The organism is Methylocaldum gracile, from assembly GCF_053646815.1.
Genome location: NZ_CM132196.1, coordinates 3,099,857 through 3,116,701 on the forward strand (window position 1 = coordinate 3,099,857; position 16,845 = coordinate 3,116,701).

Sequence of the window (16,845 nt, forward strand, 5' to 3'; positions counted from 1 at the left end):
GCAAGCACGTCCATTCGAGGAGACAATAATGTTTAAGAACACTATTACCGCCAGCGTAGTCGCCATGTTATTGACGGGCTGCGCGAGTGGTCCTTACGGGGGTTCACCGCAATTCGGCAAGACCGGCACGGGGGCATTGATAGGGGCGGCCAGCGGCGCAGGGCTAGGCGCAATCATCGCCAAGGACAAGGGGAAAGGCGCGCTCATTGGCGCCGGCGTAGGCGGATTGCTGGGCGCCGGAGTGGGTGCTTACATGGATCGCCAGGAGACGCAACTGCGCGATCAGTTGGCAGGTACCGGCATCGAAGTGCAGCGGAGCGGCAATGATCTGGTTCTGAACATGCCGAACAATGTCACTTTTGCCTACAACTCCGACCAAATCTCACCGCAAGCGGCAAGTGCGTTGACGCAAGTCGCGTCGACTTTGAATCAATTTCCGGAAACATTGCTCACCGTGGTCGGACATACCGATTCGGACGGCAACGACGCGTACAATATGGACCTGTCTCGCCGGAGAGCCGGCGCCGTCTCCGAGTTCTTGATGGCACAGGCCGTTGCCGGCGGTCGCCTGCACACGGTCGGAATGGGCGAAAGTCAGCCTATCGCCAGCAATAGCACGGAAGAAGGTAAAGCACGCAACCGTCGGGTGGAGCTGTTGATTCGCCCCAATCAAGCTGCCGCACAGCAACCCGTAGCGCCGCAGAACCCAGGTTACTACCCCGCACCAACCGGAACTTATCCGCAAAACGGCTATCCTCAGCCGAACGCTTATCCGCAGCAGCCCGGCAGCTATCCTCAACCGAGCACTTATCCTTATCCCCAACAACCGGGCGGCTACCCTCAACCGCGAACTTACCCCCAACAGCCGACAGGATACCCTCAGCAAGGCAATTATCCGCAATATCCTAACAGCGATCCGCAGCAGACCTATCCGACTCGCACTTATCCGTATTGATTCATCGGATTCGGTCTTTTTTCTTTTGAGGAAGCCGTAGAAGCCTGTCTATGAAGCTTTTGCGACACGGACAGGGAATATTTCTCGTTTTCCAGATTACTCAACGGTTTACCTGATTAGCGACGAAGTTCAGTACAGGCTCACATAGTGAGCCGCTAGGGTCCTTAGACTATGGGCATCTATCACAAGCGGGGTGTCCCATGCCTATGAACCGGGTGCAATTTCAAAAGGGTTTGTCGTTGGCCGAGTTTCTGACGCAATACGGCAGTGAAGCGCAGTGCGAAGCGGCACTGGAGGCCCTGCGCTGGCCGGACGGTTTCCGCTGTCCGGTCTGCGGCGGCGCGCGCCACACGGTGTTCGAACGGACCGGGCGGAAATACTGGCAATGCGGACACTGCCGGAGCCAAACGACGCTGATCGCCGGGACGATCTTCCAAGCGACCAAGCTGCCGCTGACCACCTGGTTTCTGGCCATGTATCTCCTGACCCAGGCCAAGAACAATGTCTCGGCACTGGAACTGATGCGCCATCTCGGGGTGTGTTATCGCACGGCATGGCTGGTGAAGCACAAGTTGATCCAGGTGATGGCGGAGCGGGAAACGGATCGGCAGCTGGCCGGGCGGGTCGAGATCGACGATGCCTACCTGGGCGGTGAGCGGCCGGGGAAACCGGGGCGTGGCTCCGAAAACAAGTTGGCCTTTGTGATGGCGGTACAAACCACGGACGACGGGCGTCCGTTGTTCCTGCGCGTCGATCCCCTGCCGTTCACGCAGCAGGCTATCGCGGACTGGGCCAAACGCGCCTTGGCCCCGTCGACCTACGCACTCACCGATGGCCTGAGCGGGTTTCGGAGGCTGCACCAGGTCGTCGCTTGCCATCATCGCCTGATCCTGGGCTCTGGGCGGCAGTCGGCGCAACATCCGGAGTTTCATTGGGTAAATACGATGTTGAGCAACCTGAAGACAGCCATTTCCGGCACCTATCACGCGTTCAAATTCGAGAAATACGCCCAGCGGTACCTGGCCGAGTTCCAATACCGCTTCAATCGGCGTTTCAATCTCAAAACCCTGCTTCAACGGCTGGCGCGCGCCGCGGCGTTCGCTAAGCCTCGACCCGAGTGGCAAATTCGCTTGGCTGAAGTTCATCGCTAATCAGGAAAGGGTTTGTCGTTGGCCGAGTTTCTGACGCAATACGGCAGTGAAGCGCAGTGCGAAGCGGCACTGGAGGCCCTGCGCTGGCCGGACGGTTTCCGCTGTCCGGTCTGCGGCGGCGCGCGCCACACGGTGTTCGAACGGACCGGGCGGAAATACTGGCAATGCGGACACTGCCGGAGCCAAACGACGCTGATCGCCGGGACGATCTTCCAAGCGACCAAGCTGCCGCTGACCACCTGGTTTCTGGCCATGTATCTCCTGACCCAGGCCAAGAACAATGTCTCGGCACTGGAACTGATGCGCCATCTCGGGGTGTGTTATCGCACGGCATGGCTGGTGAAGCACAAGTTGATCCAGGTGATGGCGGAGCGGGAAACGGATCGGCAGCTGGCCGGGCGGGTCGAGATCGACGATGCCTACCTGGGCGGTGAGCGGCCGGGGAAACCGGGGCGTGGCTCCGAAAACAAGTTGGCCTTTGTGATGGCGGTACAAACCACGGACGACGGGCGTCCGTTGTTCCTGCGCGTCGATCCCCTGCCGTTCACGCAGCAGGCTATCGCGGACTGGGCCAAACGCGCCTTGGCCCCGTCGACCTACGCACTCACCGATGGCCTGAGCGGGTTTCGGAGGCTGCACCAGGTCGTCGCTTGCCATCATCGCCTGATCCTGGGCTCTGGGCGGCAGTCGGCGCAACATCCGGAGTTTCATTGGGTAAATACGATGTTGAGCAACCTGAAGACAGCCATTTCCGGCACCTATCACGCGTTCAAATTCGAGAAATACGCCCAGCGGTACCTGGCCGAGTTCCAATACCGCTTCAATCGGCGTTTCAATCTCAAAACCCTGCTTCAACGGCTGGCGCGCGCCGCGGCGTTCGCTAAGCCTCGACCCGAGTGGCAAATTCGCTTGGCTGAAGTTCATCGCTAATCAGGACGGTTTATTACCCGTTGGGAAGTGGCGAACGTCGCATTTTTCGGCACGATTCGTTCCGGGGCGGACCGAGATTCCCGCCCCTTTCGAACGGCCTTGTCACTAATTAAGCATCTACTTGTCTCACTAGAGTCTAGGTATTATCTTACGGCGTAGTCTGGCCGCTACAAATGCAACTCTAGTCCGGCTTCCCGATGCCGCTTTTTGAAACTGCGGCTCCGCCCCGCTATCCCAACCAGTCCGACAGCAAGAATCAGAATTACTCGAGAGGACCCTATGCAAAATTGGAAACGACTGCTGATGTTGATTGCCGCCGCCATCATTGGCTTGGCTGTCGTGCTTTTGGCATCCGGCATCGCTTTGACGAATTTCATAGTGGATTATTGGTGGCACGACGAGCTCGACTATGGCGGATATTTTTGGCTTAAACTTCTTTATCGCTACATTTTGTCGGGTAGCGTCACTCTGTTTTTCTTCTTCATCTTCTTCCTGAATTTCTGGGCTGCGTCCCGTTATCTCGGCATAGACGAAACCGCCTTTGCCAGATTGGGCCATACCGAAGGAACCCGCTACCGGCGATTGTTGAAACTCTTTCAAACCGGCTCTTTGCGGGTTTACACGCCATTGTCCTTAATTTTGGCCATTCTTATCGCGATTCCGTTCTACAAACAATGGAATGCCGCATTGCTGTTCTTGTTTGCTCCCAGCGCCGGAGTCACCGATCCGGTATTCGGGAACGATGTCAGCTTTTACATGTTCTCCTACCCGATCTTCACGCTGATTCAAAGGGAATTGCTCATCGCATCGATCATCGCGACGCTGGCGATCGCACTCCTTTATTGGCTGGAGCATCGGTTACTTCCGGGCGAAAAAAGGGAGTGGCCTATCGGCGCGAGAATTCACCTCAGCGGCCTGGTCATCATCACTGCGCTGATCGTGGCATGGGGTTTCATTCTCTACCGCTTCGGACTGCTATATACGGACGTCCACGAGCCCCAATTCTTCGGTCCGGGGTTCATCGAACTTCGCTATCACTTGCCTTTGATTTGGCTCGCTATTTTGACCCTGCTTGGGGCGGTGGCCGCCAGTTTGATCTATGTACACCGAGGCAACGGATTGACTGCACTGGTCAGTTTGGTCCTCATTTTCTCAGTCGCTTTGGGTGCCCGTAAGATCGACTTCATCCCCGGCTTGATCGATCGGTTTGTGGTAAAACCGAATCCCGTCAAGGTCGAGCAAGAGTTCATGCGGAACAATATCAATGCGACCCTTGCCGCTTATGAGCTGAACGACATCAAGATCATCGATGTCATGCCGGGTCTCCCTAACCGAGATATTCTCGATCAGGCCTTCCGCGAACACCTGTACAACATTCCGGTCTGGGATCCCGAATACCTTGACGACGTGTATCAGCAGATGCAGGGTATTCGGCCCTACTATCGCTTTCCAGGCGTGGACATTGCACGCTATGTAATCAACGGCCGGCTCGAGCAGGTGAATCTTTCCTCGCGCGAAGTCAACATCACCAAGCTGCCGTCCGAGGCTCAGAATTGGGAAAACACCCACCTCCGTTATACCCATGGCTACGGTGCGGTCATTACGCCCGCCGCTCAGGATGGCGAAACGCCGATGAAGTGGTTTCTCCGCGACTTGACCCTTCAGTCAGGAGTCGGCTTCGCGATCGAAAAGCCCGACATCTATTTCGGCGAAGAGAACTTAACCTACGCGATCGTACCGAATCGGCTCAGCGTGGTAGGCATTTCCAGCTTCGACGAGGAATCCAGCTACAACTATACCGGCAGCGGCGGGGTGCCGATTTCCTCGTTTTTCAGGAGACTGCTTTTCTCAATTTATTTCAGAGACGAGAAACTGTTTTTTTCGGTCAACATCCGCGGTGACAGCCGGGCGCTGTTCCGGCGCAACATCATCGATCGGATCAAGAGCCTCACGCCCTATTTGTCCTTGGACAACGACCCCTACGCCGTCGTCACGCCAAAGCGTATCTACTGGATCGTAGACGCCTACACGACTTCCGGCCTGTACCCGGTCTCAAAAACCTCGGTCACCCGTTTCAATCGGGACAGCGAGGATAAGCAATTCAATTACATCCGCAACTCGGTCAAAATCGTCATCGACGCTTTCGACGGTAACGTCGACTACTACGTCGCGAACCCAAACGATCCCATCATCCAGGGCTACAGAAAAGCTTATCCGGGTGTCTTCAAGGATATGAGCGCCATGCCGCCGATGCTCCGAGAGCAACTTCGCTATCCCAAGGATATGTTCACCACTCAGATGAGCATCTACGCCCGCTATCATCAAACCGACCCGGCTTTGTTCTTCCAGCAGGCGGAGACCTGGGATTTTCCTCTGGTCAACGATTCCATCCTGAAGCCCTTTTACTTCACAACTTACCTGTTGGAGGGACTTCGTGAGCCAGAAAACTTCGTTCTGATCAACCCGATGACCCCCATAGGACGGAGCAACCTCAGCGTGCTGGCAGTCGCGGGCACGCCGGCCGCCAGGGGGGGACGTACCGACTTTTTCAAGGAGATCGTCCTCTACAGATTCAGCCGCGAGGTCCAGGTCGAAGGCCCGTCTCAAGTCAGCGCTCTGATCGACCAGGACCCGGAGATCGCGAGACAGTTTGCCCTTTGGGACCAAAAGGGCTCGCATGTATTGCGCGGCCGCATCATCGTCCTGCCGGTGGGTCGATCGGTCTTGTATGTACAGCCCGTTTACATCGTCTCGACCGGCACCACGAGAATCCCGGAACTGCAACGGATCATTTTATCGATGGGAAACGTCGTCATTATGGATGCGTCTTTGGAGAGGGGAATGGAAAGACTCCAGGAGCGGCTAAGGGAAATAGGGCCCCAAGTACCGCCTAGCCCTCCGACGGCGCCCGTGGAGCCGCCAACGCCGCAATTGCCTGAAATCAGGCCGATGTAAGGCAAGACGAGTTTCGAGAAATCCACGGAACACGATCGCGGCAGTGAAAAGAATCACTGCCGCGATCGACCCTCTAGGCACGTAGGAAAAAGAAGCGGACAGACCGTTGTCCTAGGTCCTAGAAACGGCGGTTGGAACGTACCCGAGTGCGCGGCGTCACCCAAACGGTTCAGCGGATAGCCGCCGGGCTGTCCAAACTCGCACAGCTTTTCCGGTATTTCCTAACCACACAGTTGCCGTTTTTGGACTATCGGACTTTTGGCAACAGTTCGGTCGGCGAAGGCAACTCCTGTTTGTCGGTCGCTTTGATATCGATCGGCGTCGTATTCGTGGGATCGGAATCAGACTGTAGTTCGGGCAAAGGAGGCAGCCCATTCTCCAACTCGCCTGGATCTGTCGGCAAGGTTTCCGCTCCTGATTCGCCTGCTTCCGGAGATACCGGGGCTTCGTCATCTTCCAAGGTTTCCAAAGTATCCAGCTTATCTTCAAAAGTGGAGCCGGTATCGAGCGAAATCAGGCATCTTTCAGGCAAAGCCAACTTGTGTTCCGCTCCGGTAAATTCGATTTTCAAAACCCCTTTCAACGAGCGAGGTCCGGCAGCCAAGTATTGCTTCTTGACCGAATATTCCAGCAATGCCGAATCCAACTGATCGCCTACGGTAAAATCCAAAGGTGTTGCTATAGCGTCATCCGAACCGCCCTGCGAGAAGAAGGTTTCGAGCTTCAACTTATCGCCAGTCGGAACGCCGACGCCGCTGCCGGTGGCAAAAAAGCCCTGTAACTTGGCGCGCGCCATGATCTTTCCATTGATGCCAGGCGGAAATTCATGCTCGAATTTGATGACCACCTCCTGTTTCACCGGCGGTTTGGCAATAAAGGTGGCATTCGCAATGCTGACCGAGTTGTTCCGCGAGCCGTTGTAGCAAATTCTCGGAGTTTGGCCCGGATTATCGGCCTCGATTCGCACACCTCGATAATCACCGGTAATATCGACACAGGTTTCGCCGGGCGCTTGCGGTGCAAGCCGGGTACCCTGAATATCTACTACCAGTCCGGAAGAAACGCCGGGCAAGAAAGACAGTAAAATAGACGCGGCGGATAAACTTTTTTTCCAAGGCATTGATGTTCCTCTAGTCGATTTCATATCCCACGGCCATGCTCGGCATTGTGTCCGTCGTGGCGCAGGGATGTCGGTGAGTCGAAATATAGCAAGCTTCGCATAAATGTCTCCACCGAAATACACCCAGAAAAGCGCATCGCAATGCGCACAACACGTTTTACGAATAACTCTCGACCAGCTTGGCAAATTGGTATGACGGATATCATCATCATCGGCGGTGGCGTTATCGGACTGATGACGGCGCGCGAACTCATAAGATCTGGCGCTCGCGTTCTCATCCTGGAAAGGCAGATGATTGGTCGGGAGTCTTCGTGGGCGGGCGGCGGAATTCTCAGTCCGCTCTATCCCTGGCGAGCCGTGGAGCCGATCCTCCAACTCTGGCTTCCAAGTCATGCTGAATATCCCAAGCTTGCCGAAACTCTACATCGGCGCACCGGGATCGATCCGGAATGGCGAAAGAGCGGATTATTGATTGCCGACTGCGAGAACGTGCATCTCGCGGAAACTTGGTGTGAAAGCTACGGGATTGCCTACGAACGGCCGGATCTCGCGCGCTTCCGTGAACTGGAGCCTGCCGTGCAATTTATGCCGAGTTCCCCCATATTCCTGCCCGACATCGCTCAGGTCAGAAATCCGAGATTGCTCCGAGCATTGCAGTCGGAGCTATTGGCAGACGGCGTGCAAATTTCGGAACACCGGACGGTCACCGAGATTGCCGTGGACCGCAGCAAGATCACGCATATTAACGCCGGGAACGAAACTTACTCCGCCGACCAATACGTTATTACTGCCGGAGCTTGGTCGGGAACGATGAGTGATCGCTTTTTTTCCGTGCCGCGCCTCGACGTGGAACCAGTGAAAGGACAGATGATCGTCTTTTCGGCTGAGCCGGAGTTGCTCAGACATATGGTCCTGAGCCGAGATCACTACTTGATTCCTCGAAAAGACGGAAAGATCTTAGCGGGCAGTACCTTGGAGCACTCCGGCTTCGACAAGAGCACCACAGAGTCCGCACGGGACGAGCTTGCGGAGTTTGCCTATACCGTGCTCCCGGCACTCCGCGCTTGCTCGATTGAAAAACACTGGGCAGGACTGCGCCCCGGCTCGCCTAGGGGTATCCCGTATATAGGCAGGCATCCTGAGATTCAGAATTTACATTTCAATTGCGGCCATTTCCGCAACGGATTCGCCATGGCACCGGCTTCTGCCCGCCTCCTGGCCGACCTCCTCTTCGCCCGTACTTCTGAGCTTTCTCCGGAGCCTTATTCTCTGACTGCCGAGCATTGAGCAAATAGCCGGCGCTTTTTAGAGCGTTTTTCATCCCGGTGTACGGATTCGTGTGGGGCGGGAAGAACATAGGTCGGCAATCCCTTGCCGACAAAGCCCTTTGCCGAGCCGGTACGTCGGCAAGGGATTGCCGACCTACATATGGGGCTCCCTTACACCGAATCAGAAAATGCCCTATTGACTCGGTCTAAGAATATAGGCCGGGTTTATCCGGGGCAGGGCTTCTTAGCGCGGCGACAAGCCACGCGAGCTAGGCCTAAGCGTGTAAACCGGCTTGGACGGCGGCCCGAAATGCCAGAAAGGCATTTACGGGCCTGATTAACAATCGGCTAGCTTCAGCCGTCGCCGGATTCCTTCAGCGATACGGTTTCATCCGCCAGTTCGGCGACAGCTGCTCGCGGCAATTCACTCAGACCGATCCCGCCTTCCCGATGGTGAGCGATGATGGCTTTACGCATTCTAGGGTCCCAGAATTTCCGGATGTGATCGGCGATGCCATGTATCGCAATGGATCGGTCCGGCTCGGCATTAAAAAAATTGCCGATGTCATTGGCCATTTTTACCAGATTTTCGATATTCATGATCTTCTTGTTTGAGAGGTTGAAGGCTTGGCGGCGTTAAGCGCTCAGGCCTTGCTGTGCAGCAGGCGTTGCGGATTTGCGTAAACCACATGCTTGTCGCCACGGGCAAATCCGACCAGCGTGACCCCCGCATCTTCGGCCAAGCGCACCGCGAGTCCGGTAGGCGCTGAGATCGCGGCCAGAAAACCGATGCCGACGGACGCGCATTTCTGCACCATCTCATAACTGGCCCGGCTGGTTACCACCACGAAGCCACTGCCGAAATCGACACCTTGCCGCGCCAGCGCGCCGATAAGCTTGTCCAGCGCATTATGTCGGCCGATATCCTCGCGAACCCACTGTATGCCTTGTCCCGGCACGGCCCAAGCCGCCGCGTGTACCGCCCCGGTGATACGGTTTAACCTTTGATGCTCCGATAGTTCGGCGAGCACCCGAATCAATTCCGGCGCCGACACTTGCACACCCTGCCCTACCGGACCCGGCCGGCGCATGGCCTGTTGGAGCGTGCGCGCACCGCAAAGCCCGCAGCCGGTCCGTCCGGCGAGATTGCGCCCTTTCTCCGCGGCACCCGCGCAACGCGCCTCCGGAATGCGTAGGCGCACCTCGATTCCCTCGGAACGCTGGTAAACCTTTATCGACTCCACCTCGCCCGGCGACGCGACGATAGCCTCAGTAAGGCTGAACCCCAGAGCGAAATCCTCCAGATCCAAAGGCGTCGCCAGCATGACGGCATGCGATTCGCCGTTATACATCAAGGCAATCGGAGCTTCCTCGGCGATACAGTCGTCCTGATTGGCATGTTTATCGCCATGCCAGCGCTCAACCGGACTGACTCGATAACTGGGCCACCCCAATTCGGAGGCGAGAACGGCCATCTCGCAGTCTCAACCGGTGGCCGATGTACGTTGCTCGAGCAACGCCAACTGTTCCTCCGAGAACTCCTGGTACCGGCGCTGCCATTCCGAGGGGCCGGAAACTTTGGTGACTTGCACCGCCGTCACCTTGTACTCAGGGCAATTGGTCGCCCAGTCGGAATTGTCTGTAGTAATGACATTGGCGCCCGATTCCGGAAAGTGGAAAGTGGTATACACCACGCCCGGCTGCACCCGTTCGGTGAGGGTGGCCCTCAGTACGGTTTCGCCCGAACGGCTCTTGATGCCCACCCAGTCGCCGTCCTTGATACCGCGTTGTTCCGCATCGTGCGGATGGATTTCCAGACGATCCTCCGAATGCCAGACCGAATTCATGGTGCGGCGGGTCTGCGCACCCACGTTATATTGGGACAGGATGCGGCCGGTAGTAAGGATCAGCGGATAACGGCTGCTGGTCCGTTCCTGGGTCGGCACGTATTCCGTCAGCATGAAGCGTCCTTTGCCGCGCACGAACTGGTCGATGTGCATGGTCGGCGTACCGATCGGCGCTTTCTCGTTGCACGGCCATTGCACGCTGCCCAGCTCGTCGAGCTTGGCGAAGCTGACGCCCGTGAAAGTCGGCACCAGCCGCGCGATCTCGTCCATAATCTCGGACGGGTGCGAATAGTTCATGGGGTAACCCAAGGCATTCGACAGCAACTGGGTTACTTCCCAGTCCTCGTAGCCGGCCAAAGGCGGCATGACTTTCCTGACTGGGGAAATACGGCGTTCGGCATTGGTGAAAGTGCCGTTCTTTTCCAGGAACGACGCGCCCGGCAGAAACACGTGGGCGAACTTCGCAGTTTCATTCAAGAACAAATCCTGCACCACCACGCATTCCATGGCCCGGAGGGCGGCATGGACATGCTGGGTATCCGGATCGGACTGCGCGATATCTTCACCCTCGCAATACAGCCCCTTGAAGCTTCCGTCCAGCGCGGCGCCGAACATATTGGGGATGCGCAAGCCCGGCTCGGATTCCAGGGTTACGCCCCACGCCGATTCGAACTGGGCGCGGGTTTCGAAATCGGAGACGTGGCGATAGCCGGGGAATTCGTGCGGGAACGAACCCATGTCGCAGGAGCCCTGCACGTTGTTCTGGCCGCGCAAGGGGTTCACGCCCACGCCTTCCCGTCCGATATTGCCGGTCGCCATAGCCAAATTGGCAATACCAATCACTGTGGTGGAACCCTGGCTGTGTTCGGTAACGCCGAGGCCGTAGTAAATCGCGGCATTGCCGCCGGTGGCGTAGAGCCTCGCCGCGGCGCGCACCGTCGCTGCCGGAACGCCGGTCACCGATTCGCTCGCTTCAGGCGAGTTGCGCTCTTCGCTGACGAAGGACTTCCACTTCTCGTAAGAGGCCGTTTCGCAGCGCTCCAGTGCGAAAGCGTCGTTTGAAAGGCCTTCAGTAACAATCACGTGGGCCAAGGCGTTGATCAGCGCCACATTGGTACCGGGGCGCAGTTTCAGATGGTAATCGGCCTTCACGTGCGCGGATCTCACCAGATCGATGTCGCGCGGGTCCGCCACGATCAGCTTGGCGCCTTCGCGGATACGGCGCTTCATCATCGAGCCGAACACCGGATGGCCATCGGTGGGATTGGCGCCTATCACCATGATGACGTCGGCCTTCATGACCGAATCGAAAGTCTGGGTCCCGGCCGACTCGCCCAAGGTCTGCTTGAGGCCATAGCCGGTGGGCGAGTGGCAGACCCGGGCGCAGGTGTCGACGTTATTGTTGCCGAAAGCCGCGCGCACCAGCTTCTGCACCAGGTAGGTCTCCTCATTGGTGCAACGGCTGGAAGTCAAGGCGCCCACGGAATAGCGACCGTACTGGGCCTGAATACGCTTGAACTCGGATGCGGCATAGTTTATCGCTTCTTCCCAGGATACGACCTGCCATGGATCGTTGATGCTTTTCCGAATCATGGGCGTCGTAATGCGATCCTTGTGGGTCGCATAGCCGAAGGCGAAACGTCCCTTGACGCAGGAATGGCCGTGATTGGCGTGACCATCCTGGTTGGGCACCATGCGCACCACCTCGGCTCCCTTCATTTCCGCCTTGAACGAGCAACCCACGCCGCAATAGGCGCAGGTGGTGACAATGCTGTGTTCCGGCTGGCCCTTCTCGATTACGGACTTTTCCATCAGCGTCGCAGTCGGACACGCCTGTACACAGGCCCCGCAAGAAACGCATTCGGACTCCATGAAGGCCTGGTTCTGCCCGGGCGAAACCTTGGAGTCGAAGCCCCGGCCGTCCAGGGTCAAGGCGAAGGTACCCTGCACTTCTTCGCAGGCACGCACGCAACGGGAGCAGACGATGCACTTGGCCGGATCGAAGGCAAAATAGGGGTTGCTGGTGTCCTTTTCGGCCTTCAGATGGTTCTCGCCCTCGTAGCCATAACGCACTTCCCTGAGGCCCACCGCGCCGGCCATATCCTGCAATTCGCAATTGCCATTGGCGGAGCAGGTGAGGCAATCCAGCGGATGGTCCGAAATGTACAGCTCCATCACCCCGCGGCGGACTTTGGCCAATCGCTCGTTCTGGGTGCAGACCTTCATGCCTTCCGCCACCGGCGTGGTGCAGGACGCGGGCAGTCCTCGTCCGCCCTCGATTTGCACCAGGCATAAGCGGCAGGAACCGAAAGGTTCCAGGCTATCCGTGGCGCACAGTTTCGGGATCTGGATGCCGATGCTGGCCGCCGCTCTGAGAACCGATGTGCCCTCGGGCACGGTCACGCTGAAGCCGTCAATTTCCAAGGTGACCAGCTTGTCGGATTGGCTTGGGGGGGTGCCGAAGTCGTTATCACGTAGTGCCATGGGATGACTCCTGAGTCGTAAGATGCGCAATGCGCACCGCAAAGCATTCGGGGCGGGCGACGCACCCTATTTCTAAGCAGCTTTGTCTGCCGTGGAAATGCCGAAATCCTCGGGAAAATGGTTGAGAGCGCTCAACACCGGGTACGGCGTCATGCCGCCCAACGCACAAAGCGATCCATTGAGGAGGGTATCGGAAAGATCCCGGAGGAGCGCTAGGTTTTTCTCCCGGTCTACGCCTTCAATGATCTTGTCGATTACTTCTATGCCGCGAGTCGACCCGATTCGGCAGGGCGTACACTTGCCGCAGGACTCGATGGCGCAGAATTCCATGCCGTAGCGGGCCATCTTGGCCATGTCGACGGTGTCGTCGAAGGCCACCACGCCGCCGTGGCCGAGCACCGCCCAAATGGCGGAAAACGCTTCGTAGTCCAGCGGCGTATCGAACTGGGATTCCGGCAGGTACGCGCCCAAAGGCCCGCCGACCTGTACCGCGCGAATCGGCCTTCCGGTGGCGGAACCGCCGCCATAGTCGTAAAGGATTTCCCGTAAGGTGATACCGAAAGCCTTCTCGATCAACCCCGGATGCTTGATGTTGCCCGCCAATTGAATCGGCAGCGTGCCGCGCGAGCGGCCCATGCCGAAATCACGGTAGTATTCGCCGCCCTTGTCGAGAATGATCGGCACCGAAGCCAGCGAAATGACGTTGTTGATGACGGTCGGCCGTCCGAACAGCCCTTCGATGGCCGGCAGCGGCGGCTTGAAGCGGACCAGTCCCCGCTTGCCTTCGAGGCTCTCGAGAAGCGAGGTTTCCTCGCCGCACACATATGCTCCGGCGCCCAAACGAACTTCCAGATCGAAGCTCTTGCCGCTGCCCAGAATGTCTTTTCCGAGGTAACCGGACCGATACGCAGTGTCGATGGCCTCGTTCAGCGCACGATGGGCATGGGGATATTCGACGCGCAGATAAATGTAACCCTGGGTTGCACCCACCGCGAGCCCGGCGATGGTCATGCCCTCGATCAGAACTAACGGGTCCCCTTCCATGATCATGCGGTCGGAGAAAGTGCCCGAGTCGCCCTCGTCGGCGTTGCAGACGATGTATTTTATGTCCGATGCCGTATTCAACACCGTGCGCCATTTGATGCCGGTCGGAAAAGCCGCACCGCCGCGTCCGCGTAGCCCCGAGGTGGTGACCTCGTCAACGATGGCAGAGGGCTCCATGTCCAAAGCGCGGCGTAGGCCGCGAAAGCCCTGATGACCCAGATAGTCGTCCAGGCTGACCGGATCGGTGATCCCGACGCGGGCAAAGGTCAGCCTTTCCTGATTCTTGAAATAAGGAATGGCATCGGTCGGCCCAAGGCAAAGGGAATGCGAACCGCCCTGAAGAAAACCCGCCTCGAATAAGGAAGGCACGTCGCCGATACGCACGGGCCCATAGGCTATCCGGCCTTCCTCGGTAGCCACTTCTACCAGGGGCTCCAGCCAATACATGCCACGGGAGCCGTTACGAACCAAATCGATAGCGATATTTCGTTTGGCCGCTTCGGCCCGAATGGCGGCGGCGACCTGCTCGGCGCCGAGGGAAAGCGCACTGGAGTCTCGAGAAACGTAAACGGTCGTCATTGCGCATCAACCTGCATATTTTCAATAATCTCGTCGAACGTCTCGGACGTCACGCGTCCGTATACGTCTTTATCGATCATGATCGATGGCGAACACGCGCAGTTGCCGAGACAATATACGGGCTCCAGGCTGAAAGCCCCGTCGCCGGTCGTTTCGTGGTAATCGATATTCAGCCGCTGCTTGGCATGAGTTTCCAGTGCCTCGGAACCCATCGCTTGGCAGGATTCGGCCCGGCACAGATAGATGGTGCGCTTGCCCGGCGGCGTGCTACGGAAATAGTGGTAAAAGCTGATGACGCCGTGCACTTCGGCGCGCGAAAGGTTCAGTTCCCCTGCGATCAGCGGGATGCTGTCCGGTGGCACATACCCTAATGCGTCTTGAATGCCGTGCAGAATCGGCAACAATGCACCAGGTTTATCCTTATCACAGCGGATAATTTCCTGCACGTGTTCCCGATCCCATTCGTGTTCTGTCATTTGCCCCTCGCTCAACTACCTCTAAGAATGGGTGGAAATCGCACAAACTTCGATAATCGCCATTCCCTCTCACTACTTAGAAAGTAAAGTAATTTATGCATCTATATGCACATTTTAAAGGCTCGTTGTCGCTTTGCAATATCTTTCTTGACTAAATTGCTAAGCTTTTCAGCAAAGCAACAACCTCGTTGGCGGTCATGAAACGCGATCAGGACAGAGGAAGGCGTTTGGATTAAGGTCGCGGGTACTCACCCGAGCGCTGTTCGTATCGGAACGCGCAGTGCAGCCCGAGTAATATGGCTACATGGAGAAGGCGCGGTATCGGTGAGACCGATTCGACCGATGCAGTCGAGTTGCGGCTTAGTATTGAATTACGATTACTACCCCTGGTGACACGGACATCGAAATTAAGCCGATTATGACCTTGGTCTTTTACCGACCGGTTCGGCACAAAGCGAGGTTCCGCGAGTGTGGAGGATCTGATTGAAACAAGACGGCCGGGGTCCAGGTGCCCCGGCCGTCTTATCGCCCCGAAGCTCAGCGCTTCTTGCTTACTTTCTCGTTATACGCGGTGATTTCCTCGGCATCGAGCTTGTCATCCTTGTTCGTGTCAGCCATGTTGAATATCTCCTCCGGGACCCCATTGGCCAGGGCGTCTTTCTTGGTTAGCGATCTCTCAGTTGACTGTTCCTCGGGCTGGGGAGTGGTGGCGCCGGGCACCGCGGGGTCGCCCGCGTCGCGGAACGCGTAGGCCGTACCGAAGGATAGCGAAACAACAGCGGCCAGAAGGCTCAACGTAGATTTTGTAGCCATGGATACACTCCTTTTGATGGTTAGAGGCAGTATGGTCGGAGCCACAACGACACCTCCAAGCAAGACCAGGGCCAATGCAACAACCTTATGATTATTGGAAATAATATGGCGAACTTCGAATATTCTTCACGAAAACCGTCGTTCTGCGACTACAGTCACAGAGCGATTGTGGATGGACACAAGATTCAACTCGGGTGCCTGTGGGAACAATGAAAGCGGGCGCGTCGAAAGGCCTTCAAAAGGCCGGGGGATTGTAAAAAAGCCGCCGGAAACGAGGGGAGCCGCCTCATAAAGCCTCCTCTGTACCAGGTGTCGAACATCGCAGAACTACGTCCGACTCTTGGCCCAGTTGGAACTGGGAGTTATGCTCGAAAGTTGACGGGCCGGCAAAATTTGACCATTACTCGGAACTGGTCGAGCGCACAAAATCGGCCCTGCGCCCCCGCGCGAGGGGAATACCTGTTGCCAATTCTCCGCTGCCGTTGGGAACCGGGGTTCCTAAAAGTATGACTACGCAATCGGCATGGAACGACCGGTTTCCCCCATTGCCGATGGATTTCCCTCGGCTGCGGCTTGAGCACCGGTTGGCGGTTCGCGCTGAAACCGCCCCCCCGACAGCGGACGTCGTGCAGTGGCGTCATTTCCACAAACGAGGCGCCTCCATCCACCACCGGCCCCACAGCTAAAGTCTCTGGTGATCAGCGGCAGTTCTTTTCGATCAACGCCGCGGTAACTCGGGTCTCGCACCCGTACCTTGCATTTATGGATTTCCTATCCATGTCGGCCATGCCCTCCCAATTAGATCTGGCATAGGTTTTGCTGGTTATCGCTTAGGCCAAGTCGACAAGCCTAAATTCTCTACCCTCGATAACTTTGGGAGACACTTATGAAAGTACGGCAACTACTTAGGACAGCACACCCTATTTTCTTGGCTCTACCCTTGTTGCTGATGGGATGCGAGCGATCCGAGCAACAACCCAGCATGCCGCCAAAGGAGTTAACCGCTCCGACTCCGGCCCCAGATTCCGATCTGCCTAAACCGAACCAAACGGAAGTGGTGCCCGTCACGCCGCCCCCATCGCCAGAAAGCAATACGACACCTTAAACGAGAAGCTTTCTCGTCCGCTCACTGGAAACAATGCGAACAAGCCCGGATGATTGCGAGCAGGAAACGGTCGACGACTGCTCGCAATCGTTCGGATACTTACAAGCGACCGTAGCGA

The 16,845-nt window shown here is 57.1% G+C and carries 12 protein-coding genes; 5 read left to right on the top strand and 7 right to left on the bottom strand.

Going from position 1 to position 16,845, the window contains the following annotated elements; translation table 11 throughout:
- Positions 1 to 28: 28 nt before the first annotated feature.
- From ACWJJK_RS13590 to ACWJJK_RS13605, 4 genes are all read left to right on the top strand, one after another.
- Positions 29 to 955, top strand: a complete 927-nt coding sequence (locus ACWJJK_RS13590; RefSeq protein ID WP_077732309.1) for an OmpA family protein — start codon at positions 29 to 31, stop codon at positions 953 to 955.
- A 200-nt stretch (positions 956 to 1,155) separates the two neighbouring features.
- Positions 1,156 to 2,106: an IS1595 family transposase gene (locus ACWJJK_RS13595; RefSeq protein WP_156882071.1), complete on the top strand. Its 951-nt coding sequence runs from the start codon at positions 1,156 to 1,158 to the stop codon at positions 2,104 to 2,106.
- 12 nt (positions 2,107 to 2,118) lie between these two features.
- Positions 2,119 to 3,036: an IS1595 family transposase gene (locus tag ACWJJK_RS13600; protein WP_454128171.1), complete on the top strand. Its 918-nt coding sequence runs from the start codon at positions 2,119 to 2,121 to the stop codon at positions 3,034 to 3,036.
- 279 nt (positions 3,037 to 3,315) lie between these two features.
- Positions 3,316 to 5,991 (top strand): UPF0182 family protein, encoded by a 2,676-nt coding sequence (locus tag ACWJJK_RS13605; RefSeq protein WP_454128172.1) that lies wholly within the window; start codon positions 3,316 to 3,318, stop codon positions 5,989 to 5,991.
- A gap of 247 nt (positions 5,992 to 6,238) precedes the next feature.
- Here ACWJJK_RS13605 and ACWJJK_RS13610 read toward each other — a convergent pair whose 3' ends face one another.
- Positions 6,239 to 7,297, bottom strand: coding sequence for a hypothetical protein (locus ACWJJK_RS13610; RefSeq protein WP_454128173.1), 1,059 nt, complete (start codon positions 7,295 to 7,297; stop codon positions 6,239 to 6,241).
- Positions 7,298 to 7,303: 6 nt separating this feature from the next.
- Here ACWJJK_RS13610 and thiO point away from each other — a divergent pair, with 6 nt between their 5' ends.
- Positions 7,304 to 8,398, top strand: a complete 1,095-nt coding sequence (thiO, locus tag ACWJJK_RS13615) for a glycine oxidase ThiO (protein WP_434112341.1) — start codon at positions 7,304 to 7,306, stop codon at positions 8,396 to 8,398.
- A gap of 335 nt (positions 8,399 to 8,733) precedes the next feature.
- On the opposite strand, the gene ACWJJK_RS13620 is transcribed toward thiO, so the two are convergent.
- The 6 genes from ACWJJK_RS13620 to ACWJJK_RS13645 form a co-directional block, all read right to left on the bottom strand.
- A complete protein-coding gene (locus ACWJJK_RS13620; RefSeq protein ID WP_086135066.1) occupies positions 8,734 to 8,979 on the bottom strand; it encodes a formate dehydrogenase subunit delta in 246 nt (81 codons plus the stop codon).
- 44 nt (positions 8,980 to 9,023) lie between these two features.
- A complete protein-coding gene (fdhD, locus tag ACWJJK_RS13625; protein WP_077729811.1) occupies positions 9,024 to 9,854 on the bottom strand; it encodes a formate dehydrogenase accessory sulfurtransferase FdhD in 831 nt (276 codons plus the stop codon).
- A gap of 9 nt (positions 9,855 to 9,863) precedes the next feature.
- Positions 9,864 to 12,710 (bottom strand): formate dehydrogenase subunit alpha, encoded by a 2,847-nt coding sequence (gene fdhF / locus ACWJJK_RS13630; protein WP_454128174.1) that lies wholly within the window; start codon positions 12,708 to 12,710, stop codon positions 9,864 to 9,866.
- 72 nt (positions 12,711 to 12,782) lie between these two features.
- Complete coding sequence (locus tag ACWJJK_RS13635) at positions 12,783 to 14,333, bottom strand: formate dehydrogenase beta subunit (protein ID WP_077729813.1); 1,551 nt, start codon at positions 14,331 to 14,333, stop codon at positions 12,783 to 12,785.
- Positions 14,330 to 14,809 carry a formate dehydrogenase subunit gamma gene (locus ACWJJK_RS13640; RefSeq protein WP_077729814.1) on the bottom strand — a complete coding sequence of 160 codons (480 nt, stop codon included), beginning with the start codon at positions 14,807 to 14,809 and terminating at the stop codon, positions 14,330 to 14,332. The genes ACWJJK_RS13635 and ACWJJK_RS13640 overlap by 4 nt, the downstream gene beginning before the upstream one ends.
- A gap of 537 nt (positions 14,810 to 15,346) precedes the next feature.
- Positions 15,347 to 15,622, bottom strand: a complete 276-nt coding sequence (locus tag ACWJJK_RS13645; RefSeq protein WP_077729815.1) for a hypothetical protein — start codon at positions 15,620 to 15,622, stop codon at positions 15,347 to 15,349.
- Positions 15,623 to 16,845 lie beyond the last annotated feature (1,223 nt).